At 60.8% G+C, this 26,394-nt stretch carries 22 protein-coding genes and 1 pseudogene; 13 read left to right on the top strand and 10 right to left on the bottom strand.

Translation table 11 applies throughout. The annotated features are described in order from the left end of the window. The first annotated feature begins 13 nt into the window (after positions 1-13). From ETW23_RS14740 to ETW23_RS14730, 3 genes are read left to right on the top strand one after another with little or no spacing between them, the layout of a single operon-like run. Positions 14-1,948: a PrkA family serine protein kinase gene (locus ETW23_RS14740; protein ID WP_129371878.1), complete on the top strand. Its 1,935-nt coding sequence runs from the start codon at positions 14-16 to the stop codon at positions 1,946-1,948. Positions 1,949-1,966: 18 nt separating this feature from the next. Beyond that, on the top strand, positions 1,967-3,304 hold the full coding sequence (locus ETW23_RS14735; RefSeq protein ID WP_129371877.1) for a YeaH/YhbH family protein: 1,338 nt from the start codon (positions 1,967-1,969) through the stop codon (positions 3,302-3,304). Continuing rightward, positions 3,291-4,805 carry a SpoVR family protein gene (locus ETW23_RS14730; RefSeq protein ID WP_134830437.1) on the top strand — a complete coding sequence of 505 codons (1,515 nt, stop codon included), beginning with the start codon at positions 3,291-3,293 and terminating at the stop codon, positions 4,803-4,805. Before ETW23_RS14735 ends, ETW23_RS14730 begins: the two co-directional genes overlap by 14 nt. Before the next feature lie 112 nt (positions 4,806-4,917). Here ETW23_RS14730 and ETW23_RS14725 read toward each other — a convergent pair whose 3' ends face one another. Continuing rightward, entirely contained in the window at positions 4,918-6,030 is a 1,113-nt protein-coding gene (locus ETW23_RS14725) for an S-(hydroxymethyl)glutathione dehydrogenase/class III alcohol dehydrogenase (protein ID WP_129372948.1), read from the bottom strand. A gap of 356 nt (positions 6,031-6,386) precedes the next feature. Between ETW23_RS14725 and ETW23_RS14720 the strand changes: the two are divergent. Both ETW23_RS14720 and cueR read left to right on the top strand, forming a co-directional pair. Continuing rightward, positions 6,387-8,893, top strand: a pseudogene (locus ETW23_RS14720) (heavy metal translocating P-type ATPase). Next, positions 8,890-9,279, top strand: coding sequence for a Cu(I)-responsive transcriptional regulator (gene cueR / locus ETW23_RS14715; protein WP_129371874.1), 390 nt, complete (start codon positions 8,890-8,892; stop codon positions 9,277-9,279). Before ETW23_RS14720 ends, cueR begins: the two are co-directional and overlap by 4 nt. Before the next feature lie 114 nt (positions 9,280-9,393). Here cueR and ETW23_RS14710 read toward each other — a convergent pair whose 3' ends face one another. The 4 genes from ETW23_RS14710 to pcaC are packed head-to-tail and all read right to left on the bottom strand — an operon-like array spanning position 9,394 to position 11,986. Beyond that, on the bottom strand, positions 9,394-10,224 hold the full coding sequence (locus tag ETW23_RS14710; protein WP_129371873.1) for a 3-keto-5-aminohexanoate cleavage protein: 831 nt from the start codon (positions 10,222-10,224) through the stop codon (positions 9,394-9,396). Between the two features lie 12 nt (positions 10,225-10,236). Further along, positions 10,237-10,857, bottom strand: a complete 621-nt coding sequence (gene pcaG, locus ETW23_RS14705) for a protocatechuate 3,4-dioxygenase subunit alpha (RefSeq protein ID WP_134830436.1) — start codon at positions 10,855-10,857, stop codon at positions 10,237-10,239. After that, positions 10,857-11,591: a protocatechuate 3,4-dioxygenase subunit beta gene (gene pcaH / locus ETW23_RS14700; RefSeq protein ID WP_134830435.1), complete on the bottom strand. Its 735-nt coding sequence runs from the start codon at positions 11,589-11,591 to the stop codon at positions 10,857-10,859. Before pcaH ends, pcaG begins: the two co-directional genes overlap by 1 nt. Beyond that, positions 11,588-11,986: a 4-carboxymuconolactone decarboxylase gene (gene pcaC, locus ETW23_RS14695; protein ID WP_134830434.1), complete on the bottom strand. Its 399-nt coding sequence runs from the start codon at positions 11,984-11,986 to the stop codon at positions 11,588-11,590. Before pcaC ends, pcaH begins: the two co-directional genes overlap by 4 nt. A gap of 88 nt (positions 11,987-12,074) precedes the next feature. On the opposite strand from pcaC, the gene pcaQ reads away from it, so the two are divergent. The 5 genes from pcaQ to ETW23_RS14670 all read left to right on the top strand — a co-directional run bounded on the left by pcaQ (position 12,075) and on the right by ETW23_RS14670 (position 19,577). Beyond that, a complete protein-coding gene (pcaQ, locus tag ETW23_RS14690) occupies positions 12,075-13,001 on the top strand; it encodes a pca operon transcription factor PcaQ (RefSeq protein ID WP_129371869.1) in 927 nt (308 codons plus the stop codon). A gap of 128 nt (positions 13,002-13,129) precedes the next feature. Then, the gene (locus tag ETW23_RS14685; RefSeq protein ID WP_134830433.1) at positions 13,130-14,041 is read left to right on the top strand and encodes an MBL fold metallo-hydrolase; all 912 of its coding nucleotides are present in this window, start codon (positions 13,130-13,132) and stop codon (positions 14,039-14,041) included. Positions 14,042-14,416: 375 nt separating this feature from the next. Beyond that, positions 14,417-16,075: a transcriptional regulator gene (locus ETW23_RS14680; protein WP_129371867.1), complete on the top strand. Its 1,659-nt coding sequence runs from the start codon at positions 14,417-14,419 to the stop codon at positions 16,073-16,075. A gap of 153 nt (positions 16,076-16,228) precedes the next feature. Further along, entirely contained in the window at positions 16,229-16,687 is a 459-nt protein-coding gene (locus ETW23_RS14675; protein ID WP_129371866.1) for a hypothetical protein, read from the top strand. 244 nt (positions 16,688-16,931) lie between these two features. Beyond that, entirely contained in the window at positions 16,932-19,577 is a 2,646-nt protein-coding gene (locus tag ETW23_RS14670) for a methyl-accepting chemotaxis protein (protein ID WP_134830432.1), read from the top strand. On the opposite strand, the gene ETW23_RS14665 is transcribed toward ETW23_RS14670, so the two are convergent. The 5 genes from ETW23_RS14665 to ETW23_RS14650 all read right to left on the bottom strand — a co-directional run bounded on the left by ETW23_RS14665 (position 19,504) and on the right by ETW23_RS14650 (position 23,163). Continuing rightward, positions 19,504-20,523, bottom strand: a complete 1,020-nt coding sequence (locus tag ETW23_RS14665; protein ID WP_302658486.1) for a glycosyltransferase — start codon at positions 20,521-20,523, stop codon at positions 19,504-19,506. The genes ETW23_RS14670 and ETW23_RS14665 overlap by 74 nt on opposite strands. Before the next feature lie 95 nt (positions 20,524-20,618). After that, on the bottom strand, positions 20,619-21,560 hold the full coding sequence (locus tag ETW23_RS14660) for a GNAT family N-acetyltransferase (RefSeq protein ID WP_254695038.1): 942 nt from the start codon (positions 21,558-21,560) through the stop codon (positions 20,619-20,621). A 3-nt stretch (positions 21,561-21,563) separates the two neighbouring features. Then, positions 21,564-21,806: a hypothetical protein gene (locus tag ETW23_RS26040; RefSeq protein WP_254695037.1), complete on the bottom strand. Its 243-nt coding sequence runs from the start codon at positions 21,804-21,806 to the stop codon at positions 21,564-21,566. Between the two features lie 118 nt (positions 21,807-21,924). Further along, positions 21,925-22,410: a hypothetical protein gene (locus tag ETW23_RS26035; protein ID WP_254695036.1), complete on the bottom strand. Its 486-nt coding sequence runs from the start codon at positions 22,408-22,410 to the stop codon at positions 21,925-21,927. Positions 22,411-22,488: 78 nt separating this feature from the next. Further along, positions 22,489-23,163 (bottom strand): acetyltransferase, encoded by a 675-nt coding sequence (locus ETW23_RS14650; protein WP_134830430.1) that lies wholly within the window; start codon positions 23,161-23,163, stop codon positions 22,489-22,491. A gap of 109 nt (positions 23,164-23,272) precedes the next feature. Here ETW23_RS14650 and ETW23_RS14645 point away from each other — a divergent pair, with 109 nt between their 5' ends. From ETW23_RS14645 to ETW23_RS14635, 3 genes are all read left to right on the top strand, one after another. After that, complete coding sequence (locus tag ETW23_RS14645; protein ID WP_254695035.1) at positions 23,273-23,683, top strand: FdtA/QdtA family cupin domain-containing protein; 411 nt, start codon at positions 23,273-23,275, stop codon at positions 23,681-23,683. Beyond that, positions 23,680-24,777, top strand: a complete 1,098-nt coding sequence (locus ETW23_RS14640) for a DegT/DnrJ/EryC1/StrS aminotransferase family protein (protein WP_134830429.1) — start codon at positions 23,680-23,682, stop codon at positions 24,775-24,777. The genes ETW23_RS14645 and ETW23_RS14640 overlap by 4 nt, the downstream gene beginning before the upstream one ends. Before the next feature lie 231 nt (positions 24,778-25,008). Beyond that, positions 25,009-26,373: a PLP-dependent aminotransferase family protein gene (locus ETW23_RS14635; protein WP_254695034.1), complete on the top strand. Its 1,365-nt coding sequence runs from the start codon at positions 25,009-25,011 to the stop codon at positions 26,371-26,373. Positions 26,374-26,394: the final 21 nt, after the last annotated feature.

Genomic DNA, 26,394 nt, shown 5'->3' with positions numbered 1-26,394 from the left:
GGCTTGATTCAAGATGAAAGACATTGCCGAACTTTTTGCAGAGCAGTACGGCGAAACCCGCGAGCAGGAGATGCCGCTGCAGGATTATTTGAACGCCTGCCGCGACGATCCAAGCATGTACGCGAACGTCGCCGAGAGGATGTTGAAGGCAATTGGCGAAGAGGAGCTGGTAGACACGTCCAAGGACGCGCGGCTCGGTCCGATCTTTCAGAACCGGACAATCAAGCGCTACAGTGCTTTCCACGACTTCTACGGCATGGAAGACACCATCGAACGGATCGTCGGCTATTTCCGCCACGCCGCGCAAGGCCTGGAAGAGCGAAAGCAGATCCTTTACCTCTTGGGTCCGGTCGGCGGCGGCAAATCGTCTCTGGCGGAGCGGCTGAAGCGCCTGGTCGAAGAACAGCCGATCTATGTGCTGAAAGCCGGCGATCAGATCTCGCCGATTTTCGAAAGTCCGCTGGGCCTGTTTGATCCAGTCCGCATGGGCAAGGTTCTGGAAGAGGAATACGGCATTGTCCAGCACCGCCTGCCAGGGCTGATGTCGCCTTGGGCCGTCCAGCGGCTGGATGAATTCGACGGCGATATCAACAAATTCTCCGTTGTTCGCATGTACCCTTCCCGCCTGCGCCGCATCTGCGTGGCCAAAGTGGAGCCGGGTGATGAGAACAATCAGGACATCTCCACCCTGGTTGGCAAGGTTGATATCCGCCAGCTGGAGCATTTCAGCCAGGATAACCCGGATGCCTACAGCTTCTCCGGCGGGTTGAACCGGGCGAGCCAGGGTGTTCTGGAGTTTGTCGAGATGTTCAAGGCGCCGATCAAGATGCTGCACCCGCTGCTGACGGCGACCCAGGAAGGCAACTATATGGGCACCGAAAGCTTTGGTGCGATCCCCTTCAACGGCCTGATCCTGGCGCACTCCAACGAGAGCGAATGGCAGTCGTTCAAGAATAACAAGAACAACGAGGCCTTCATCGACCGGGTGTCTATCGTCAAGGTGCCGTATTGCCTGCGGGTCTCGGATGAATCCTCAATCTACGAAAAACTGATCGAGTTCAGCGAGTTGCGTGATGCGCCCTGTGCGCCGGAGACGCTGAAGATTCTTAGCCGCTTCTCGGTGCTGACCCGCCTGAAGCCGCATGAGAACTCTAACCTTTACTCCAAGATGCGGGTCTATGACGGCGAAAGCCTGAAAGACACCGACCCCAAAGCCAAGACGGTGCAGGAGTATCAGGACCGCGCCGGCGTGGACGAGGGGATGAACGGCATTTCCACCCGCTTCGCTTTCAAGGTGCTGTCCACCACTTTCAACTTCGACACGGATGAAGTGGCAGCGGATCCGGTGCATCTGATGTATGTGCTCGAGCAGATGATCAAGCGCGAGCAGTTTCCGCAGGAGACCGAGCAGAAATACCTTGAGTTCATCAAGACGGAACTGGCGCCGCGCTATGAAGAGTTCATCGGCAACGAGATCCAGAAGGCGTACCTCGAAAGCTATACGGAATACGGCCAGAATGTCTTTGACCGCTATATCTCCTACGCCGATGCCTGGATCGAAGAACAGGATTACAAGGATCCCGACACCGGTCAGCTCTATAACCGCGAAGTGCTGGATTCGGAGCTTTCCAAGATCGAAAAGCCGGTTGGCATCGCCAATCCCAAGGACTTCCGCAACGAGGTCGTGAAATTTGCCCTGCGCCATCGCGCAAACACGGGCAGAAACCCGGCCTGGAATTCCTATGAAAAGCTGCGCGATGTGATCGAAAAACACATGTTCAGCCAGGTCGAGGAGCTGCTTCCGGTGATCAGTTTCGGCAGCAAGAAGGACAGCAAGACCGAAGGCAAACATCAGGAGTTCGTCGAGCGTATGCGCGGCCATGGCTATACCGACCGCCAAGTGCGGCGTCTGGTCGAATGGTACATGCGCGTTAACAAGGCGGGCTAAAGAGGAGCGCTGTGGCATATGCATCATTTCATCGACAGGCGCGCCAATCCGAAGGGCAAGAGCCTCGGGAACCGCCAGCGGTTCCTGCGGCGGGCCCGGGAGAATATTAAGGAACGCGTCGACCAATCGGTCCGGGGAAAATCGATCCAAAGCGGAAGCGGTGTCCCGGACGAAGGCGAAAAGGTCACTATCCCGACCAGAGGGCTGAAGGAGCCGCGGTTCTTTCACTCTTCCAAGGGCGGCCTGCGCCGTCATGTTCTGCCCGGCAACAAGGATTTTGTTGTCGGCGACACCATCAAACGCCCGGACGGCGGTGCGGGCGAGGGCGGCCGCAAGGCCTCCGAGGACGGGGATGGTGCGGACGAATTTTCCTTCACACTTACGCAGGAAGAATACCTGGAAATCCTGTTTGAGGGGCTGGAGCTGCCGGACCTAGTGGAAAAGGCTACGGTGGAGACCGAAACCATCGGCACCCGCCGAGCCGGCCTGACCACTGCGGGCACGCCCAATAACCTCAATCTGGTGCGCACCATGCGCAACTCTCTGGGGCGCCGGATCGCATTGCAGCGTCCGACCACCAAGTCGCAGCGGGATTTGGAAGAGCAGATCGCCGAACTGGAAGCGCTGGAGGAACGCAGCCCGCCGCAAGAGGCATTTCTGGCCGAATTGCAAAAGAAACTCGAAGGTATCCTCCGCAAGCGCAAGGTCGTCGGCTATATCGACCCGCTGGACCTGCGGTATGATACCTTTGTACCGGAAAAGATCCGCAATTCCCGCGCCGTGGTCTTCTGCCTGATGGATGTCTCAGGCTCCATGCAGGAGCGCGAAAAGGACTTGGCCAAACGCTTCTTCTTGCTGCTGCACCTATTCCTGGAGCGTTGCTATGAACACACCGAACTGGTGTTCGTGCGGCACACTCACCACGCCCAGGAAGTCGACGAGGAAACCTTCTTCTATGCCCGGGAAACCGGCGGCACCATAGTGTCCACCGCGCTGGAAAAAATGAAGGAGATCATCGAAGAGCGCTACCCGCCGGATGAATGGAACATCTACGGCGCGCAGGCCTCCGACGGCGAGAATTTCGGCAATGACTCGGTGCGCTGCAAAAATCTGCTGCTGAACGACCTGCTGCCGGTCAGCCAGTTTTATGCCTATGTGGAAATCGTCGATGAGGCGGCGGAAATGCTGCTGAACAATCCCGAAGCAGGCGAAGACCTGTGGCAGAACTACCGTGACGTGAAGGGCCAGGCGCAGCATTTTGAAATGCAGCGTGTCTCGCAACCCGGCCACATCTATCCGATTTTCCGGGAGTTCTTCCTCCCCAAGGTGAAAGGGGCGCAGTATGCAGGCAGCTGAAAAGGCGCGCAAGCCGCTGTTCGACGGGCCGGAATGGACCTTTGAACTGATGGAAACAGCGCGCGACGCGATTGAGGAGATCGCGCTGGGCGACCTTGGGCTGGATGTTTATCCCAATCAGATCGAAATCATTTCGGCTGAGCAGATGCTGGATGCCTATTCCTGTGTCGGCCTGCCGCTGATGTATCAGCATTGGTCATTCGGCAAGCATTTCGCCCGCGACGAGGCGCTGTACCGCACCGGCCGCCAGGGTCTGGCCTATGAGATCGTCATCAATTCGAACCCCTGCATCAGCTACAACATGGAAGAAAACACCATGGCGATGCAGACGCTGGTGATGGCGCATGCGGCATTCGGACATAACCATTTCTTCAAGAACAATTATTTGTTTCAGCAGTGGACAGATGCAGCTGGTATTCATGATTACTTGGCCTTTGCCAAAAATTACATCGCCGCTTGCGAGGAACGGTATGGCCCTTGTGCGGTCGAAGAGATTCTGGACGCGGCCCATGCGCTGCAATCCCAAGGCGTGTTCCGCTACGGGCGCCCGCCCAAGCCGACCACCGAGGAACTGGTGGCGATGCAGAAGGTGCGCGAAGGCTATGAAAGCGGCCAGAGCGTGCTGGATATCTGGACCGATACAACCCTGGGTCGCGACAAGCTGGAACTGGTCGAGGATGCTGATTTCAGCGCGCGCCGCAAGCAGATGAACCTGCCGCAGGAGAACGTGCTTTATTTCCTGGAAAAGCACAGCCCGGTGCTGGAGGCCTGGCAGTGTGAGCTGCTGCGCATCGTGCGGATGCTGGCGCAGTATTTTTACCCGCAGAAACAGACCAAAGTGATGAACGAGGGCTGCGCGACCTTCGTGCACTACTACATCATAAACAAGCTTTATGAGCAGGGCCAAATCACCGAAGGCGCCTTTATGGAGATAATGCACAGCCATACCAACGTGGTGCTGCAGCCGGAATTTGACGATCGGCGTTTCTCCGGCCTCAATCCTTATGCGCTGGGGTTTGCGATGATGCAGGATATCCGCCGGATCTGTCAGGACCCGACTGATGAGGACCGCGAGTGGTTCCCCGATTTCGCCGGTGATCCCGACTGGCGGAAAGTGATGCGCGATGCATGGGCGAATTACCGCGATGAAAGCTTTATCCAGCAGTTCCTGTCGCCGCATCTGATCCGTAAGTTCAAGCTGTTCACGCTGACCAATGACGCCGACCTGCCCAATCTGGTGGTGAGTCAGATCCATAACCGCGCGGGATACAAGGCGATCCGCCGCGATTTGGCAAAGCAGTATGATCTGGCTTACCTGGAACCTGATATTCAGGTGACAGACGCGGATCTGCGCGGTGACCGGGAATTGAAGCTGACCCATACTGTGCGGGATGGCATTCATTTGGATGAGGAGGATCAGGAAGAGGTGCTGAAGCACTTGCGCCGTCTTTGGGGGTATGACGTCAGCTTGGACGCGGTGGAGACCGCCTTTGAAAACTGACGCACTCCACAGGGCTGGATCCGGCTTTTGGCGGCAGCTTTTCAGCCGTGCCGCAGAAACGAAAACGCAGGCCCCAGGGCCTGCGTTTTGCTGTTTGCGAACTGGATAGGGCTTAGAATTCCACCACCGCGCGGATGGACTTGCCTTCGTGCATCAGTTCAAAGCCTTCGTTGATCTGATCCAGCGTCAGCTTGTGGGTGATCATCGGATCGATCTCGATCTTGCCGTCCATGTACCAGTCCACGATCTTGGGCACGTCAGTGCGGCCCGAGGCGCCACCGAAGGCGGTGCCGCGCCAGGAGCGGCCGGTGACCAGCTGGAACGGCCGGGTCGAAATCTCGGCACCGGCAGGCGCCACACCGATGATGATGGATTCCCCCCAGCCCTTATGCGCCGCTTCCAATGCGGTGCGCATGACGTTGACGTTGCCGGTCGCGTCAAAAGTGTAATCGGCACCGCCCCCGGTCACTTCGACCAGATGCGCCACCAAGTCGCCCTCGACCTCGGCAGGATTGACGAAATCGGTCATGCCGAACTTTGTGGCCATTTCCACCTTACCGGGGTTCAGGTCGACACCGACGATCTGGTCAGCCCCGGCCAGCCGCAGGCCCTGGATCACGTTGAGACCGATGCCGCCGAGGCCGAACACGATAGCCCGCGAGCCGATTTCCACCTTGGCGGTGTTGATCACCGCACCGATACCGGTGGTGACGCCGCAGCCGATATAGCAGACCTTGTCGAACGGTGCGTCCTCACGGATTTTCGCCAGCGCGATTTCCGGCACCACGGTGTGGTTGGCGAAGGTCGAGCAGCCCATGTAGTGGTGGATCGGGGTGCCGTCCTGCATCGAGAATCGGGTGGTGCCGTCCGGCAGCAGGCCTTGCCCTTGGGTCGAGCGGATCGCCTGGCACAGGTTGGTTTTCGGGTTGAGACAATAGTCGCACTCGCGGCACTCGGGCGTATACAGCGGGATCACATGATCGCCCGGTTTCAGGCTGGTGACGCCTTCGCCGACCTCAACCACGACGCCTGCGCCCTCATGGCCCAGGATCGCCGGGAAAATGCCTTCGGGGTCGTCGCCCGAACGGGTGAATTCGTCGGTGTGGCACAGGCCGGTTGCCTTGATTTCCACCAGAACCTCACCCGCTTTCGGGCCTTCGAGGTTCACTTCCATGATTTCCAGCGGTTTGCCGGGGGCAACCGCAACGGCGGCGCGGGTTTTGATCATGTGACTGGTCCTTCGTCCAAATTCTGCGGGGCCGGGCCGCCGCGAAGCGGATCCGGTTGAATGCGTAGCCAGCAGCAGGGCCGCGGGCCGGAATGACCCAGCGTTACATTTGCAGGCTGGCGCACGCAAGCTTTGCCTCGGCACATTATCAGGAGCAGGGTGCCGGGCCTTGCCCTGAATGCGACAGCCGGCCAACGGTCCGCGCCATTCCCGCGTGACGAAAAACTGCCGGTTCCCAGCAGCTTGCTCGAAAGATTCCAGTTATGGGAAGGAAATTGAATGCCGGGTCTTGACCTTCCCCTCGCTGGAACCCTCATATCCCTTGTCAAAGGACCAGAAGCGGCAGGATTCCGATGTCTGAACTTAGCAGGATTTCACTGAATATCACCGGCCTCAGCTGTGCGGGCTGTGCAGGGCGTGCTGAGCGCGCCTTGGCGGCGGTCGAAGGCGTGCAGAGCGCCTCCGTCAACCTTGCCAATGCCACCGGCCAGGTGGAGGCTGCCGCGGAGGTTCCGCTGATGGATCTGACCAGCGCTTTGGCCTCTGCGGGGTATCCGGCGGCAGAGGCGCAAGCTTCCTTGGTGGTCAGCGGCATGAGCTGCGCGTCCTGCGTGGGCCGTGTGGAACAGGCACTGCTGGCGGTGCCGGGGGTGCTATCGGCCAGCGTGAACCTGGCAAATGAGACGGCACAAATCCGTTATTTGACCGGCATGGCCCGCGCCGCCGATCTCGCCCGCACATTGACGGATACCGGCTATCCGGCCCGTCTCAGCGGTGCGGCAGAGGATGAAGCGGAGCAGGCCGGCCGCCGTAACGCGGGTGAGATTTCCGCACTGGGCCGGCAGGTGCTGATCGCCGCGCTTCTGACACTGCCGGTGTTCCTGATCGAAATGGGCGGCCACATGGTCCCGGCGCTGCATCATTGGGTTATGGAAAATATAGGCACGCAAAACAGCTACTTGTTGCAATTCGCCCTGACTACCGCGGTGCTGGCCGGGCCGGGCCGGCAATTCTATGCTAAGGGCTTTCCGGCCTTGCTCCGCGGCGCTCCCGACATGAACGCGCTGGTGGCGCTGGGGACCTCCGCGGCCTATGGATTCTCGGTGATTTCCACCTTCGCGCCCAGGCTGTTGCCCGCGGGCACCGCCAATGTCTATTACGAGGCGGCGGTGGTGATCGTCGCCCTTATTCTCACGGGCCGCTTCCTGGAGGCCCGCGCCAAGGGCCGCACCGGCGCCGCGATCCGCAAGCTGGCCGGGCTGCAGCCGAAAACCGCCATGGTGGTCTCGGGCGGGGATGCAATTGAAACTCCGGTGGAAGAAATCGGCCCAGGCGACCTGATCCGCGTCCGTCCGGGAGAGCGCATCGCGGTGGACGGCGAGATCACCTCCGGCAGCTCCTACATCGACGAAAGCATGATCAGCGGTGAGCCGGTGCCCGTCGCCAAGTCCCGCGGTGATGAAGTGACGACGGGCACCATCAACGGCAATTCTGCGCTGGAATTCCGGGCCACCCGCGTTGGCCGCGACACAGTACTGGCGCAGATCATCCGCATGGTCGAGCAGGCGCAGGGTGCCAAGCTGCCGGTGCAAGGGCTGGTCGACCGTATCACCCTGTGGTTCGTACCCGCAGTGATCGCGGTTGCGGCGCTGACCGTGCTGGTGTGGTCTCTGCTCGGCCCTGCGCCCGCCCTGCCGCTGGCCCTGGTGGCCGGTGTTTCGGTGCTGATTATCGCCTGCCCCTGCGCCATGGGGCTGGCGACGCCGACTTCTATCATGGTCGGCATCGGCCGCGCGGCGCAGATGGGGGTTCTGTTCCGCAAGGGCGATGCGCTGCAGCACTTGCAGGAAGTGCGCGTGGTAGCGCTCGACAAGACCGGCACATTGACTGAGGGCCGGCCGGTGCTGACCGAATTGATCTGCGCCAAAGGATTCGCCCGCGAAGAGGTGCTGCGCCTGACCGGCGCCGCTGAGGCGCAGTCGGAACACCCCATCGCCCGCGCCGTCACGGCAGCGGCAGGCAAGGGGCTGCCCGAACCCGATGCGTTTGAAGCAATCCCGGGCTATGGCCTGCGCGCCGAGGTCGAGGGCCGAGTGGTGCTGGCCGGTGCCGCCCGGCTGATGGCGCGCGAAGGCATTGCGCTTGGCCCGCTGGAGGCGGAAGGGCTGAAACTGGCAGAGCGCGGCGAAACCCCGCTTTTCGCCGCCGTTGACGGCCAGGCGGCGGCGGTGATTGCGGTGGCGGATCCGGTCAAGCCGGGTACCCCGGCGGCAATCAAAGCCTTTCATGACCAAGGATTGAAGGTGGCAATGATCACCGGTGATGCTTTGGCGACGGCGCAGGCGATTGCCGCGCGGCTGGGTATTGATGCAGTGAAAGCCGAATGCCTGCCTGCTGATAAGGTTGCCGCGATCCAGGAGCTGCAGGCAGAGCATGGCGCGCTGGCATTTGTGGGCGACGGCATAAACGACGCCCCGGCGCTGGCGGCGGCGGATGCTGGAATTGCCATCGGCACCGGCACCGATGTGGCGATCGAGGCGGCGGATGTGGTGCTGGTCTCGGGTGATCTGCGCGGGGTGGTGAACGCGCTGACAGTCAGCCGCGCCACCATGCGCAACATCCGCCAGAACCTGGGCTGGGCTTTTGGCTATAACGTGCTGCTGGTACCGGTGGCGGCCGGGGTTCTGTACCCCCTTGGGGGCCTCTTTTGTCGCCGGCACTTGCGGCAGGCGCAATGGCACTGTCGAGCGTGTTTGTCCTGTCCAATGCCCTGCGCTTGCGCCGCCTGAAACCGGCCATGGATGAAGGACAGGCCGGGCCGGCGGTCCTTGCGGCCGGCAAGCAGGAGGCGCGCGCATGAATATCGGAGATGTATCCCGCCGCTCCGGCCTGCCGGCCAAGACCATCCGCTATTACGAGGATATCGGCCTGATCAAACCGCATCGCAGCGCCAATGGCTATCGCTGCTTTGCCGAGACTGATCTGCATAAGCTGGCCTTTTTGGGCCGCGCCCGGGCGCTGGGCTTCACCATCGAGGACTGCCGTACCCTAATGGCGCTTTACGAGGACGAAACCCGCGCCAGCGCCGATGTGAAGCAGTTGGCGCTGGAGCATCTGGGCAAGATCGAGGAGAAGATCGCCGATCTGCAGGCGATGCGCGGCACATTGAGAGAGCTGGTCAAAGGCTGTGCAGGCGACAGCCGCCCGGACTGCCCGATTCTCAAGGACCTTTCCGGCGGGAGTTGACCGGCGCCAGTTGGCCGGCCGGGCGGAAGGGGGCTCCCGCGCCCGCGGCTGCCCTGACGGGCCGCCTGGCGGCCTTGGGCGTGGCTTCGGCCCTGCGGCCCGAAGCGGGCGGCATCAGCCGGGCCGGAGTTCCAGGATCTTGCGGGCCTGCTGCCAGGTGGCGACAGGGCGTTCGTAGGTTTCGCAAAGCGCCGCTGCCCGCCTCACCAGCGCGGCATTGGAGGGCGCAAGGGTGTCGCGGTCGAGCCGCATATTGTCCTCCAGCCCGGTGCGGGTATGGCCGCCCGCGGCGATGGACCATTCGTTGACCAGGATCTGCCCCGGCCCGACACCGGCGCCGCACCACTGGGCCTCCGGCGCCAGCCGCTGCATGGTTTTGACGTAGTAGTCGAACACGTCCCTGTCGACCGGCATCGCGTTCTTAACGCCCATCACGAACTGCACATAAAGCGTGCCGGCAATGCGCCCCTCCCGGTTCATTTTTACCGCCTGATGTATGTGCGACAGATCAAAGGCCTCGATCTCGGGCTTCACCTCATGCGCACGCATCTCCGAGGCCAGCCAGTCCACCAAATCGGGGGCGTTTTCATAAACCCGCGCCGGGAAATTGTTCGATCCCACCGACAACGAGGCCATGTCGGGGCGTAGGGGCAGCATGCCGCCGCGCTCGTGTCCGGCGCCGGAGCGGCCGCCGGTCGACAGCTGCACGATCATGCCGGGGCAGTGTTTGTGCAGGCCTTCCATCAGGCGGGCGAACCGTTCCGGGTCCGAGGTCGGCGTCTGGTCGTCGTTGCGCACATGGCAATGAGCGATGGAAGCGCCGGCTTCAAACGCCTCCTGGGTGCTTTCGATCTGCTCGGCGATGGTGACGGGCACTGCCGGGTTGTTTTTCTTGGTCGGAACCGAGCCGGTGATGGCCACGCAGATGATGCAGGGTTTACTCATGATTGCTCCCCTTCAGATGTCGAAAAACACTGTTTCATCGTCGCCCTGCAGGCGGATGTCGAAGCGGTAAATCGCCAAACCGTCCCGTTCGCTGCGTCTGGCAATCAGGGTGGCGCGGCGGCGCTCCCATTCTATCACATTCAGCACGGGGTCGGTGGCATTGGCCTCTGCCTCGTCCTCAAAGTAGACCCGCGTGTTCAGCCCCACATTGATGCCGCGCGCCACGATCCACAGGTTGATATGCGGCGCCATCATCTGGCCGTCCCGGCCCATAACCGGCCCGGGCTTTACTGTGCCGAACCCCCATTCTCCGGTCTCAAAATCGGAGATCACCCGGCCCCAGCCGCGAAAGCCGTCCTCAACCGTGCCGCCATGTTCGGGGTGGGCATAGACGCCGTTCGCATTGGCCTGCCAGACCTCCAGAAGCACGTCCTTGACCGGCGAGCCAGTGCCGTCGATGACCATGCCCTCGACCCGGATGTGCTCGCCCTTGGCGTTAGGCCCGGCAATGTCCCAGCCAAGTTCCTGATCATAGATCTCAAATCCCGCAGCGCCGGGAGCGAGGCCGATATGGACATAAGGCCCGGCGGTTTGCGAAGGGGTTTCTTTCAGATAATCAAAACGCTGACGCATTAATTCCCCTCCAGCCGGTTTCCAAACAGGGTGGACCGCCGTCCGCGCAGCACGATGTCAAAGCGGTAGGCGATGGTGTCGAGCGGAATGGTTGCATTCATGTCGAGCCGCGCGATCAGCATCTCCACCGCCTCCGGGTCCGGAATGGTGTTCACAATCGGGCAGCGGGCGATCAGCGGGTCGCCCTCGAAATACAGCTGGGTGATCAGCCGTTGGGCAAAGCCGGTGCCAAAGACCGAGACATGGATATGCGCGGGCCGCCAGTCGTTCACCCGGTTGCGCCAGGGGTAGGCGCCGGGTTTCACGGTGCGGAAATGATAGCATCCGTTTTCATCCGTCAGGACCCGCCCGCAACCGCCGAAATTCGGATCCAGTGCGCCCAGATAGCTGTCCTTCTTGTGCCGGTAGCGGCCAGAAGCGTTGGCCTGCCAGATCTCTACCAGCGTATTCGGCACCGGCCGCGCGTTTTCATCCAGCACCCGGCCATGCACGATGATGCGCTCACCGATCGGGCTTTCACCGGGCTGGGCAAAGTTGGCCAGCAGGTCATTGTCGGTAGCGGCGATGTCGTTGTGGCCAAACGCCGGGCCGGTGATCTCGCTGGCGGTGTTTTCCAGGCTGATCAGCGGGTATTGCGGCGCGCGGGTGACCGAGGTTTTGTAGTCCTGCGACAGGGCAGGCGGGTGCCATCGGCGGTCCCTTTGGTAGAACTCCCCGGGCTGCGGCTTGGTCATGGGGTTTCCCCTCCCTCGCTTTCCATTTCGGCATAGGTTTGCTTGGCCAGCTTCAGGGCACGGTTCGCGCACGGCACCCCGGCATAGATGGCCGCATGCTGGAAGGCCTCCAGCACATCTTCCTGGCTGGCGCCGGTGCGGGCGGTGGCGCGGATGTGCATCGGAATCTCGTCGAAATTCCCAGTGGCAGCCAGCAGTGCCAGTGTCAGCATGGACCGTTCCCGCAGCGAAATCCGGTCAGAGGCCCAGACCGTGCCCCAGGCAGCTTCGGTGATCAGCTCCTGAAAGGGGGCGTCCAGCGCGGATTTGGCGGCTTCGGCGCGCTCCACATGGGCGCCGCCAAGCACCTTGCGCCTGATTTGCATGCCTTGGCTGTACCGGTCCTGCTGCGTCATCCTGGTCTCCCCGTGCTGGATAAAGTATCGCATACCGGAGCTGATCTGTATAATCTTGAAACATACATGTAATCATAACCGGAGGGATATGCGGCTATCGTCTTCATTGAAGCTGCGCCATCTTGAGGTCTTCGTAGAGGTGGCTCGCAAGATGAGCGTCACCCAGGCGGCCGCGGCCTTGGGCATGACCCAGCCCGCGGTGACACGGGCACTGCGCGAACTGGAGGAAGTTTGCGGCAAGCCGCTGGTCGAAAAGCATGGCCGCGGTATCCGGCTCAGCGGGTATGGCGAGCTGTTCCGGGACCATGCCGGGCGCAGCCTGGCGCTGGCTCGCGACGGGGTGGCGCTGTTGCGTGGCCTGGACGCGGCAGATGGACCGCTGGTTTCCATTGGCGCACTGCCCACCGTCGCCGCCGATCTGGTCCCTGACACGCTGGCACAACTGCGCGGCGGCGGCGCGCCGGGGCGGTTCATGGTGATGTCCGGGGGCAATCAGTACCTGATCGACCAGCTGCGCCGCGGCGGGCTTGATTTGGTGGTTGGCAGGATGCCTGCGCCGGAAGCCATGGCGGGTGTGGAATTCGACCCGCTGTACCGCGAGCGGGTGGCCGTTGTCGTCGCGCGGGACCATCCTTTGGCCGGCGCCGTGCATGTGCCGCCTACAGCATTTGAGGACTACCCGGTGCTGATGCCGTCAGAAGGATCGATAATCCGGCCGATGGTCGAGCGGATGTTTCTTGAGCAGGGGCTGGCACTGCCCAGGTTTCCGATCGAAACCGTTTCCGCCACATTCGGAAGGCGCTTTGTCCTGGCGCATCAAGCGATCTGGATTATCAGCCACGGTGTGGTGCGGCCGGAGCTGGAGGCTGGCAGCATGGCAGTGTTGCCCTTGAATACGGACAGCACCCTTGGCCCCGTGGGTCTGTGTGTCCGGCGGGAGCACCGGCTTTCGGCCGCCGCCCAGCGGTTTTGTGCGGCCCTGCGCAGGGCTTGCACCGCGCAGGGGCTGGCCTAGGTGCCGCCAGTACTCCGGCATGCCGGGTTGCGGCATCGCCGAGTGTTTCCCTTAGTGCCGTGATGAAGTAATATTCATCAAACAATATTTATGCATTTGATTGCGCGGCGATAGGGAAAGGAAACGGTATGGGGTTCACCAGGCGTGAATTTGGCTTGTCGGCTGCAGCGGGGCTCGCTGCTGCTGCTGTTCCCGGCTGGGCTTCGGCGCGGATCAATTTGGGCAACAAGCGGATTGAGACAGTTTCGGACGGGTATCTCACTCTGCCGCCGGAGTTTCTGTTTGACGGGCTTGAGCCGGACGCTTTGCAGCAGGCGTTGGAGCAGTACGGGCTTGCAGCCGGGCCGCTGACGCCGGAGGTGAATGTAACGCTGCTGCGCGAAGAAGGCAGAGTTGTCCTGTTCGATGCCGGCGCTGGGCCGGGGTTTCAGGATAGTGCGGGAAATCTGTCTGGCGCGCTGGATGTTCTTGGCGTCACACCTGACGAGGTGACGCATGTGGTCTTTACACATTGCCATCCGGATCACCTGTGGGGGGTGCTGGATGATTTTGACGATCTGCTGTTCCCTGGCGCGGCCTATCTGATGGGGCAGGGAGAATGGGATTACTGGTTCGACCCGGAGACTGCAGACAGTATCGGCAGCAACAGGACAGCCATGGCCATTGGGGCCCGCCGCCGGATGGAGCAGTTGGAAGACAAGGTGCAGCTTTTCCGGGACGGCGAGGAGATCCTGCCGGGTGTCGCAGCTCATGCCACGCCAGGCCACACGCCGGGGCATATGTCATTTGAAGTCCGGGATGGCAGTAAAAGTGTCCTGGTTCTAGGGGATGCAGTGGGTAATCATCATGTGAGCTTTGCTGACCCTGGCAGGCCGGTTGGTGCCGACCAGGAGCCGCAAACGGCTGCTGCGACACGTATGCGTTTGCTGGACCGGCTTGCCGCCGAGCAAATGCAGCTGATCGGCTATCATCTGCCTGGCGGCGGTATCGGGCGGGCAGAGCGCATTGGCAGCGGCTACCGCTTTGTGCCAGCGGTTTAGGGGCAGGTATCAAAACAACACAGGCCGAGGGGTGAGGACTTGAAAATCGATACCGGCAGTCAGTCCCGTTGTTCCAATTGGACAATGGATTACAGTTTTTGCGTGTGTGGTTGTTCTTTTTAGCAGATCAGGTCATGGTTGTTGCGAAGGACCTGCACTGCTGCACTAAAGCAGGCTGCTGCCTGTGGTCAGTTTGCGGTGCCATGTCGTGTGCACAGTTATGATCGCCCTCAGATATGCGTGAACGTTGTCAGGCGTTGCTTTTGAAATGAATTGCGAAGTTAATGCAATCAGTAATTGCAAAACATATTGCGGCAATGCAATGTAACGTTACTTTAATTTCAAGTGCGACGCGGATTTTTGTGGGGTTTACGGATGACTGTCCTTCTGAAGATATGTCGGTTTGGCGCGTTTGGCGTCTTTCACGCAGATGGAACCAATGTTCAGCTTGGGGCGAAACATCAGGCGCTGCTGGCGCTTTTGTCCTCAGCTGATGGCGGGATCCGCACGCGGGCGTTTCTGGAGAAGACCTTGTGGTGCCTGGCGCAGCCCGAACAGGCAAAGGCAAGCCTGCGGACAGCCTTGTCGACGCTGCGCCGGCATCTGGGCCCCGAAGCGGCCAAGCTGCTGTATGCAAACCGGGAGCGGGTTATCCTCGACCTGACCCGGGTGGAGTTGGACAGTTGCGCAGGCAATGCGGTTTTCATGGAAGGGTTTGAACTGCCTCATGAGACCGCTTTTAACGCTTGGCTGAACGAAGCCCGGGCGGAGTTCGCCCGTGGTGCTGCCCGGCCTGGACCGCAGGCAGGAACATCGCCAGGCCGTGTTATCCTGGATGGGCTGCTGCCTTCGATTGCGGTGCTGCCCTTTGTGCATCGTGCCCCTGGCGACGCGGTTGTGCCGCTGGGATCGCTGATGTCTGAAGAATTGTCACGGTACTTGTCGCGCAGCTGGGCGTTTTCGGTCACCTCCTATCTGGCCTCGCGCCAGTTTGATCCGGAAACAGTGCGTCCAGCCGAAGTGTCTTCGGTCGCGGGCGTGGATTACTTGGTGTCGGGCACCGTCAGCTGCGACGGCAACCGGTTCCGGGTTGAGATCGATCTGCATGATGCAGTCCGCGAAAAAGTAATCTGGTCGCGCAGTTTCGAGGGCAGCAAAGGCAGCCTGATGGAGGGCCGCAGTGCTGTCCTGCGCAATGCCACCCAGCAAATCGGACAGACCGCTGCGGGCGAAGCTGTCCGGCTGGCGGGTTTTAAGCCGCTGTCCACCCTGGAAAGCCATACTCTGTTGATGGCGGCGATTTCGCTGATGCAGGAAATGGACGCGCGCAAATTCCAGCAAGCACATGAAATCCTGTCGCATCTGCTTGAACGGGAGCCAAAACATGTGCTGCCGCTGACCTGGATGGGATTCTGGCATGTGATGCGGGTTGAAAAGGGCTTGTCTCCGAACCGTGGAGAGGACAGCCGCCTGGCCAGCCGGATGGCAGAGGCCGCCATCGAAGCTGCACCTGGTTTCTCATTGGCTCATACGCTCAAGGGGCTTATCTCCAGCCATCTGACGTTCCGCTTCGATCTGGCACAAGACGCCTATGACCTGGCGCTGCGCGACAATCCAAACGAAGCGCTGGCGCTGCTTTTGAAAGGGGCGACGCTGGCCTATCAGGACATGCCGGATGAGGCGGTGCAAATGACCGACGCGGCCCGGCGGCTGACGCCTTTAGGGCCGCAGCGGTACTATTTTGATGCGCTCTCGGCGCTGGCGTATTTGTCTGCCCGCAACTTTGCCCGTGCCATTGAACTTTCCGAGCGGTCGCTTGAAGCCAAGGGCGCCTTTCCAGTGCCGCTGAGGTCCAAGGCGATCGCCCTGCAAATGTCCGGCCGGGGCGCTGAAGCCCGCAGCACAGTCCAAAAACTGCTTGAGGCCGCGCCGGAGTTCTGCCTGTCGCAGTTCCAGCGCGACAATCCTGCAGCGATGAGCCCGGCGGGGCAGGAATGGGCTTCTGCCTTGCGGCAGGCGGGCGTACCGGAATAGCCGGTCAAGCGATTGTGCAAAAGCCACGGTGACGCTGTGTAACTTGTATTCTAAAAATATCTTTTCTGCAGGAAGCAGTTGTGCGTGCTAGGCTTTGCCGGAACCAGCAGCAAATCGGGCAGTTTGGCCCTGAACCAAGGTCTAGGAGGCGGAGTGCCAGAAAATCTGTCTTTCGAACGCCGGTTTTCGGAATACGGCCCGGGCGTGCAGCCAGAGGAGCGGACGCAAGAGATCCTGGACGTTGTTGAGGATTTCATGCACCGCTGGGGTTATTCGGTGCAAAACCTTATCGGTGCCGATCTGACGGTTGAGCATCTGGGCGGCGGGCCAAGCGAGGTGCCGGATCTGATCTTCAGAATGGCAGCGCTGGACTACTTCGAGATTGTCATCCGCAGCGGCAGCGGGGCCGTCAGCTATGGCGGCTGGTTGACAGGCACCTTGCCTGTTACTGTTTCCGGCCAGCAGGTGAATGGCCGTCCGGTGCTGCTGACCACGTGCCGCGAGGGCGGGCAGATCCGGCATATATTTGATCCGCTTTCCGGTTACCGGCCTGTTACCGAAACCACAAATTTGCCCCTGCACGCGGCGCGCCGTCTCTCCGGAGAGATCTGACCGGTAATGTTGAAGCGGCCTTTGCAGCGGGCTGCTTTCACTGCCAGTCGATAAAATTCAACAGATTTCCCGATTGCCGCTCATATTTTTTTTACATTCTTGCGTCCCTTTTGTTTGGGAGATGCGGGCAGCTGTGCGGCAGCGGTCCTGCACCATTGAATGCCTGACCGGCCGATAACGGCGGTGAGGCCGGCTGCTAGTCCGGTCTTGGCACGGAATATGGGCGGATGCCTTGGGTGATACTATGACTGCAAAGAAAAAACTTCCCGCCAAGCGCGGTTTCCGATTGTTTTCCAGCATTGGCGCAAAAATCACGCTGATTCTGATGGCAATGGGGGCTGCTATTGCTGTTGGCGGTGTCATGGTTACGCTGGTCTTTTCCCAGACCGGCCGCCAAATGGAGGTTTTGACGGAACAGAAGGTGCCCCGGCTGGAGCTGAGCGGCCGTCTTGTCAAGGCGGGAAGCCGGGCAAAGGATGCGATGATCGCGGTCTTGCAAGCTGGATCAGTTGACGAGCTGGTCCAGGCCGAGACTGAGGCGGTTGCAGCGATTGCGCATCTTGAAAACAGCCTGGCTGAACTGCCTGCGGCAGAGCGGGCCATGTTTAGGCCGGAGGCGGACGCGGCCTCCGAAATGCTCAGCAATCTTATCGCGGCCCGCAAAAGCGCCTTTCGAAACCAGGCCTGGATCGACTCCCAGACCGGCAGCCTGCAGACTCTTAGCCAAACTGTGCAGGAAAAGCTTGTGCAGGTCGCGTCGGAGGCCAGCGACAGTTTGATGGCAGGCGGCGAAGACACAATCGGCCAGGTTGATGAGGTCCTCAAAAACCTGGTTGAGCAACAGTTCGGCAGCTTGCAAACGCTGCTGGAAGCCCGCGCTGATATCAGCATTTTGTCCGGTGCGGCACTGGCGTTGGGCCACGTGCGCGACGTGCCCACCAAGCGGGCGCTCAAGAAAATGGCGAATGACGCTTTGAGCCGGCTGGAGCCGGTCATGGGGCGGCTGGAAGAGCTGGGCCTGGATACATTCAGGGCCAAAAAGGTCCGCGCGGGTGTGGAGCTGTTCCGCTATACCCTTACCGCTAGCCGCAAGGAGCTGAAGGACAGCCGCAAGGAAGTTCTGAGCGCCCGCAATGCCAGCGTGCGGCCGCTGACCCAGGCGATGGAGCGTATGGTGTTCACCCTGTCTGTTGCGGCAACCCAGGCCAGCTCTGATAACCGGTCGGCGATCCAGGGGCTGCTGGACAACCAGGTCGGCGTGCTGCAGCAGCTGCTGGAGATCAATGGCTGGATCAGCGCCTTCCAGGTGGCGGCGCTGGATGTGGCGGCTGCGCATGATATTGATGCCGCAGATGCCGCTGCTGCCCCGCTTCAGGACGCTGCCAAGGCGCTGCAGGGTTATACCGGTTTCAATAACGGGGTATTTGCACAGGAGCTTAAGGACCTGGTTGGCCTGGCCGATCCGTCGGAGGGATTGCCGGTCTTCAAGGTGGCGTCGCTGGAGGCCACAGCTGCGGCTGCTGCGGCGTCGCAGGCTACTGTGGATGCGGTGCTGGAATTTGCACATCACGCAACCAGTCTTGGGGCCGAAAGCCGGCTGGAAATCGCGTCCATTGCCGACGGTCTTGCGGCTGAGGTGAAGGCAGCGCAGCAACAGCTGCAAATCCTGGCGGCTGTGGCTGCTGGTGTCTTCCTGGCGTCTCTGTTTCTGACCCGGATCCTTATCCTGCACCCTCTGGCTGATATCAGCGGCACAACCGAGCGGCTGGCTGCCGGCAATCTGCGCCCGGTAACAGGGTACGACCGGTCGAGTGATGAAATCTTCCGGATTGCCACGGCGCTCTCGGTGTTTCGCGACGGGCTGGTGGAGAAGGCAGAAGTCGAGGCCGCAGCGGATGCGGAACGTGACGCCCGCCTGGCAGAGCAGACGGCGGCAGTGACGGCCATTGGCGAGGGTCTGGAGCAGCTGTCGCAGGGCGATCTGACAGCCCGGATCCACGGGGAAATGGGCGAGGGCTATACCAAGCTGCGGGATGATTTCAATGCGGCGCTGGAAAAACTGGAGGCGTCTGTCAGCAGCCTTAGCACCAGCGGCCAGTCGATTGCCGGCGGCAGCACCGAAATCTCCTCGGCTTCCCGCGATTTGTCCGAACGCTCGGAGCGTACTGCGCAGACACTGGCAGGCACGGCTGCTGCCGTGAACCAGCTCTCGGTTTCCATTACCGGCACCGCCCAGGCCTCGGGGGAGGCATCAGCCTCTGTTGAAGCGGCACGCGAGAATGCCAGCGCCAGTATTGAGGTGGTGAAGCGGACTTACGGCGCAATGGAAGCAATCAAGGAAAGCTCAGACAAAATCTCACGGATCATTGGCATGATCGAGGCGATTGCCCAGCAGACCAACCTTCTGGCGCTGAATGCCGGGGTCGAGGCGGCACGTGCCGGCACTGTTGGCAAGGGCTTTGCGGTGGTGGCCTCGGAAGTGCGGACCTTGGCGCACCGGTCGAAAGAAGCTGCGACTGAAATTTCGGCTCTGGTGGATGAAGCCGGCCAGAATGTCGAACTTGGTGCGGATCTGGTTGAACAGACCCGCACGGCAATTGGTGAAATCTCCGCCTCTGTCGACAGCGCAGCAGATCTGATGAAAACTATCTCCCAGGCCTCTTCAGAGCAATCCGGCAGCCTGCAGGAAATCAATTCGGCAATGTCAAATCTTGACGATGCCACCACCCGCAATGCGGCCCTGTTCGAAGAGGTCACCTCCTCAAGCCTGGGTCTGTCCAAAGAAGCGCAGGCCATGGCCGGGGCCATCGGCGCCTTCAGGACAAATACAGAGTCGGAGGCGGTTTCAGGTAGTCTGGAACAGGAAGATCCCTGGAGGCTGCAAGCCTGACAATCTGCGGCCTGCCGGCTGGCCGGCGTTTTGGGCCTGCCCCGTTACCTGTTGCGCAGCCTGCGCATGCCTTCGCTGGCGATGCCCTGCAGCTTTGCCCCCAGCCATAGTGCCGGCTGGCCAGCACGGCGCCGATACCGTTATAGAAATCCAACCGGGCATGGATCTTGCCGGCAGCTTGCTTGATCTTCCTGACAACCGGAGAGCTATCCGCCAGGCCAAAGGTTCTGGCATCCGCAAGTCGCTGCTCTAAGACGGCCAGGTGCCCTTTCAGCATTCGCGCCCGGCGTTCCTGATTGGTCAGAGTGCTGATCTTCTTGGTCAGCTGGGCTGAGATGCCGACGTCTTCTTTGTAGATCACCAGATTCTCGGGAATGTAGTGCAGGCCGTCCTCCAGCAGGGCGCGGAAGCCGAGGATCAGATCCTCATAGGCACGGTCTTTGGGAAAGCCGCCGTATTTGCGATAGAGGTCTTTGTGCCATGCAGCAGTTGCCCCCAGGTAGAGCGAAAAGGCGGTGGCCGCATCCTCGGTGCTGAAGTCCTTGTAGAACAGGGCGCGGCGGTAGGCGTTCTCGCCGGGTTCTCCGTCCGGGCCGACGGTTTCCGCATCCGAATAGAGCAGTTTGGCGCCGGTTTCCCGGTGGCTGTCGATAACCCGCTGTGCACGGTTGGGGGCATTGCGGTCATCGCCGGCGGTCCAGATCATCAGGTCGGAAGTGGCGAGGGAGATAGCATGTTCGATATGCCGATTGACGCCCATATTGGTTTCGTTCCGCCGGGCCACAACCCTGTGCGGACCGGAATAGGTGCCGGCCAGCTGCTTGATCTTCTCAAACGTTCCGTCGGCGGAGGCATCATCCGAGATGATGATCTCGATCGGTTCGCAATTCTGGTCCAGCAAGGACTGCACCGCTTCGGCGATAGTGTCTTCCTGGCAATAGGACAGCAGGATGAAACTGGCGGCGGGGTCTGTGTCATTGCTTGTCCTTTTGTTCCGCCGGCCGCCTCCTCTGTCAGAGGTCCGGACGGCAGAAGCGTTCGTCAGATGAGTTGCCAGCGGTACTGCTGATACACCGTGCTGCGGGCGCCGAACATCTCTTTCTGCCGGGCCAGGCCGGTATTCAGTTCCCGCCCCTGATCAGTGGTGGATATGCCAAAGTCGAACCATGTCCTGCCGGTAAAAACAGCGTCCAGCAAGTGGTGGACGATCATGTCGACACCGCCTTTCTGCCGGCCTGGGGCAGACGAGGCGATATATTGCACGTGCACGGTCTGGCCGCAGTCAAAGATCACCAGGGCGGAGATCATTTGATCACTGTCAAAGGCGCCGAACATCCGGACCCGATCAGGAAAACGGCCCGCAAGCAGCCGGATCTCCGCCTCGCTATGCACAGGCCGCGCATTATGCCGGTCGTCCAGAACTTGGGTAAGCAAAGCCCAGCAGGCGCTCCAATCGGTGCTTTCGCGGATTTCCAGACCGGCCTTGCGCGCCTTGCGCAGCCCGTCTTTTTTGCCGCTGCCAAAGGGCAGGCGGTGCGGTACTGCGATGGTGGCTGACACATCCGTGCGTACAACCTGCGCGCCTTGCCGGAACAGCGCATAGATGTCTTCATCGGCCGGCTGGCGGTGATAGATATAGGGGATGGCTTTGTAGTTCACTTCGGTGAACCCGGCGGGGCGCAGATAGGCGGCAAGCGCGTCAAAAACCATAAGCATGCGCTCCGCACTCATCTTGGTACCGGAAATGACCCCGCCATAGGTCAGCCCGCCATGGGAATTCAGCACCGTGCCATCGGCATTGGCCGGCAGCACCGCCAGCAGCTTGCCGTCTTCATGGATCATCAAAGAATGATCCTGAAACCGGTCGGCGTGATAGTCCATGAACCCGCGCTGCAGCAGAAAGGTGCCGTTTTTCGACACCTTCAGGAAATCGTCCCAGTGGCTGGCGTTTTCAGCTGCGTAGCGCTGTACCTCAATCGCCACGGGTCAATCCTCAAACATGGCAACACCCACGCCGGTCGCGCCCATGTTGTTGCCGTTGTAAAACAGAAAGCTGCGGCCCTGGGTGGTGTCGATCCGTGCCGGATAACAGGTCATCTCGCCGTCCCAGGAACCTGCGGTGCCGCGCGGCAGTTCCTCGTCACTGGTCCGGGCAAAGCTAACCCCGTCAGGAGAGGTGAACCGGAAGCTGGCATATTGCTTTGACAGAGTGTCGGAGGTCGCGCGCAATTCCCATGATCCGTCCGGCAGCTGGTTCGCACGCGGGCGGCCGATGCGGTATTCCTCCGGGGCAGGGGGATGATCCGCTGCGCGGTTGCGTTGTCAAAGCGCACGCCGTCTTCGCTGGTCAGCGTCCAGCAGTCATATTGCGGAAACAGCCGGCTGCCGATGTCCTGCCAGCCAAAGCCGCGGGATATCCAAGCCCGGTAGGAGCCATCGGGAAGCGTGGCGATAGAATGAAGCGCACCGATGAAGGCACCTTCGGGCAGCGGTCGATGACCGGTGTCTGCTGCACCCGTTCGAAACTGTCGCCCCGGTCGCGGCTGATGGCCAGCCCACTGAAGGCCAGGAACTTGGCTTTTTCCACCAGCTGAAACCCGACATAGTACAGCCGCAGCTCATTCTCTGCGACCTCCAGCACATCACCCAGGATCATGCCGTTGTCATCGAACATGCCTGGCGCCCCCAGCCCGATCGCCGGCTGTTCGGACACAGCCTTGACCTGCAGGGGGTCGGAGGCATCGACGTCCACCCAGCCAATCCGGCTGATCCCCTGATCATCCCGCATCCCGCCGAACAGACGGATGGTGTCCGCGTCCCGCTGCCAGGGCAAGGTGTCATGAAGGAATGCCTGGCCCAGTCCTGGCTTCCGTCCGGGGCAAATACCAGCCCTTTCTTGACCCAGCCCATCTTACTGTTTGATCCGGAAATAGCGGTAGGAGGAAACTTTGGCAGGCTCGGCCGGGTTGCCGTTCAGGATCTGGCCCGGTGTGTCAAAGCTCTTGTTCACGGCGGCGGCCATGCCGACAAAGCTGTCCTCACCGATTTTCACGTTGTCCGCAAAGGTCGCATTGACCCCGACAAAGCTGCGTGCGCCGATATCGCAATAGCCCGAGACCACCACGTGCGACGCCAGGAAACAGTGCTCGCGGATCCGGGTCTGGTGGCCGATATGGTTGCCCGACCACAGGACGCAGCCGCTTTCGATTTTGACGCCGTGCTGCACAACGTTGTTTTCAAAGATGAAAACATTGTCGCCCAGCTCTGCTGTGCGCCAAACCATGGCATGGGGGCTGATGAAGTTGGCCAGCGTGTAACCCTTGCTGCGGGCGATCTCGATCAGCCGTGCGCGGATCCGGTTCAGTTTGGTTGAGGTCACCGCCACATGCGCTTCAACCTCGGAGGCGGGGAACATGGTTTCCACGGTTTCCAGCGCGACCACAGGCAGGCCGAATTTCTCATCCTCGGTCAGAAACTCTGCCTCCACCGCAAAACCCGCGACCTCATAGTCGCTATCGACGGTAAAGTATTCATAGGCGATGTCGGCGAATTCACCCGCACCGATGATCAGTAGCTTTTTGCTCATGGGAGGGACGTTGTCCTTGATTGAGGCGGCGCTGTCGGCCGGCGCTGCTTGCTGGTCCGGTTCAGATATGCATATACACAAGGGACATTCAAATGCGAAGGCGGTTTCCGTGCCTCTGACTGACTGCAAAATCATTGACTTGCCCAAGATAACAGACGTGCGGGGCAACCTGACCTTTGTTGAGGGCGGCAACCATATCCCCTTTGATATCAAACGGGTATATTACCTGTATGACGTGCCGGGCGGGGCCGACCGCGGCGAGCACGCGCATAAGGCGCTGCATCAGTTCATAATCTGCATGTCAGGCAGTTTCGACATCCTGCTGGACGACGGCTTTGCGACCAAGCGTTTCCACCTGAACCGCTCCTACTACGGGTTGTATGTCTGCCCGATGATGTGGCGCTACCTCGACAATTTCTCCTCCGGGGCGGTTTGCATGGTGCTGACCTCCGAAGTTTATGACGAAGCGGATTACATCCGCGACTATGATGAATTCAAAACCGCCGTAGGTGCGGCATGAAGGTTCCCTTACTCGATGTTGCGGGCGCCCATGCCGAAATTCAGGACCAGCTGGAGGCAGCTGTGCTGCGGGTTGTGCGGTCCGGGTACTTCATTCTGGGTCCTGAGGTGGAAGCATTTGAGGCCGGTTTTGCCCGTTACACCGGTGCGCCGCACTGCCTGGGCACTGGAAACGGCCTGGACGCGCTGATCCTTGCGCTGAAGGCAATGGGGATCGGTCCGGGGGACGAGGTCATAGTGCCCGCGAACACATATATTGCGACCTGGCTGGCAGTCAGCTTTTGCGGTGCAACCATCGCTCCGGTGGAACCGCTGGAAGCCACCCACAACATCGGCCCGGAGGCGGTGGCCGCTGCCATCACGTCCCGCACCAAGGCAATCATTCCGGTTCATCTTTATGGCCAGCCTGCTGACATGGATCCGCTGATTGAACTGGCCGGGCAGCACGGTTTGCACCTGCTGGAGGACGCCGCCCAAGCGCATGGCGCCAAATACAAAGGCAAGCGGATCGGCAGCTTCGGCGAGGCCGCTTGCTGGAGCTTTTACCCGGGTAAGAACCTGGGTGCGCTTGGGGATGGCGGCGGGTTTACCACCACCTCGCCGGAGCTGGCAGAGCGAGTCTCGATGCTGCGCAACTATGGCTCGGCGGTTAAATACGAGCATGAGCTGGCCGGTCAGAACAGCCGTTTGGATCCGATGCAGGCAGCGGCACTGCAGGTGAAACTGCAAGTGCTTGATGATTGGAATGCCCGCCGCCAGGCCATTGCCGCCCGTTACCTGGAGGCACTGTCTGCGGCCGGGCTGGTACTGCCTGCGGTGCCGGAATGGGCGGACCCGGTATGGCACCTCTTTGTGGTGCGCCATCCGGACAGGGATGCTTTCCGCACCCGGCTGGAGGCAGCAGGAGTCGGCACTGTCATCCACTACCCCAAACCGCCGCATCTGCAGAACGCCTATGCCGGGCTTGGCTATGGCAAGGGTGCGTTCCCTGTTTCTGAGACGTTGGCTGCGCAGGTGATCAGTCTGCCGATCGGGCCTGCTCAGACTGAAGCGCAGACCGAATATGTAATCGAGCAGGTGCTGAAACTGGCGTGACCGGCGCGTCCGGGTTTTCTGATACCTCGCGCATTGGATCTGCCCGCGGGCTAGGATGGCGCACGGGAGAGCTGGTTATCGCATCAAATGGCAGCCGAAACTGACCATTGAAAAGCCAGCAGTTGGATCATGCCTGCGTTTGGAAGGCAGCTGCGTGGAAATTGTATTGCGAAATCGGGGCCGTCACCTGTAAAATGTCGCATGACAATTTGGCATCCTGATCCCTCCGCCTTGACCTCCCCCCTGCATGCGAGCCTTGCGCTGGCCATTGCCAAGGCAATCTCAGACGGCAAGCTGCCGAAGGGGACGCAGCTGCCGACCCATCGCAAAATGGCTGATGATCTCGGCCTCAGTGTCCACACCGTCAGCAAGGCATATGAAAGTTTGCGGCGGCAAAGGCTGATTGACGGCCAGGTCGGCCGGGGCAGCTACGTTCTGGATCCTGACAAGTCCAACGATCAGCCGTTTCAGCTGAGCTCTGAGCGCGGCGGCGGTTTCGACTTGTCGATTTCACGCCCGGCATTCTCGCAGCAGCACGCTGAGCGGTTCGAACAAGCGCTGAGGGAGCTGCCGGAGGGGTTGGATCCGAGCTACTATCTGTCCTGCCGTCCGAACATCGGTCATGACGCCCATCGTGCCGCCGGGTCGCAATGGCTGCGGCACTGCGGTTTGGAGGTGCCGCCGGAGCGGATCATTATGACCAATGGGGTCAGTCATGGCATGTCAGCGGCGCTGTCGGCGCTGACCCGGCCAGGCGACACGGTGGTATCAGACAAGGTCACGCATCATTTGCTGGTTTCGGGGTGTTCTTATTTGGGTTTGAACCTTGCGGGGGTTGATGTGGATGCGGATGGTATCCTCCCGGATGCGCTTGAGCGGTATTGTCAGGAAAGCAACCCTAAAGTGTTGTTTTTGCTTCCGTCCTTGGCCAATACGACGGCGGGCATGATGCCTGAGGAACGCCGCCGTGCGTTGGTGGGGGTTGCCCGCAAACATGATCTGCACATCATCGAAAACGATGCCTTTGGTCCGGTGGCCGAGGGGCGTCCGGTGGCGGTTACTGCCCTCGCGCCGGAGCGTTCAATCTATTTGACCACCTTTACCAAATGCACTGTGTCAGGGTTGCGCGCAGGTTATATGGCAGCGCCGGAGCATCTGCTGCCGGCGCTAACCGGACGGATTGTCGTGTTCGGTTGGATGGCCACGCCGCTGATGTGCGAACTGGCCACCCGCTGGGTGCTGGACGGCACCGCGTTGGAGCTGGCGCAGTGGCAGCGGGCTGCACTGGCCGAGCGCCATGGCATCGCCGCTGAGGTGCTGAAAGACTGGCACTGGCAGGGCCACCCTTCGGCATTGCATCTATGGCTGCCGCTGCCCAAGGGCTGGAGTACCAGCAGTTTCGTGTCTTACGCACGTGAGTTGAAAGTCGCGGTGGCGCCGGATGCGCCGTTCCTGCCCCCCAAGACGCCGCCGCAGAATGCTGTGCGTCTGTCGCTTGGCAGCATCCAGGATTTGGGGCGTTTCAGGCAAGCCTTGGAGCTGATCGCCGGAATGCTGGGCCGCCCGCCGGAGGGGGTTGCGCCTTTCACATACTGATTGTCCTGCAACAATAAAAAA

Source organism: Leisingera sp. NJS201 (assembly GCF_004535885.1).
Taxonomy (GTDB): Bacteria; Pseudomonadota; Alphaproteobacteria; order Rhodobacterales; family Rhodobacteraceae; genus Leisingera.
This window is presented reverse-complemented; position numbering and strand designations above follow the sequence as displayed.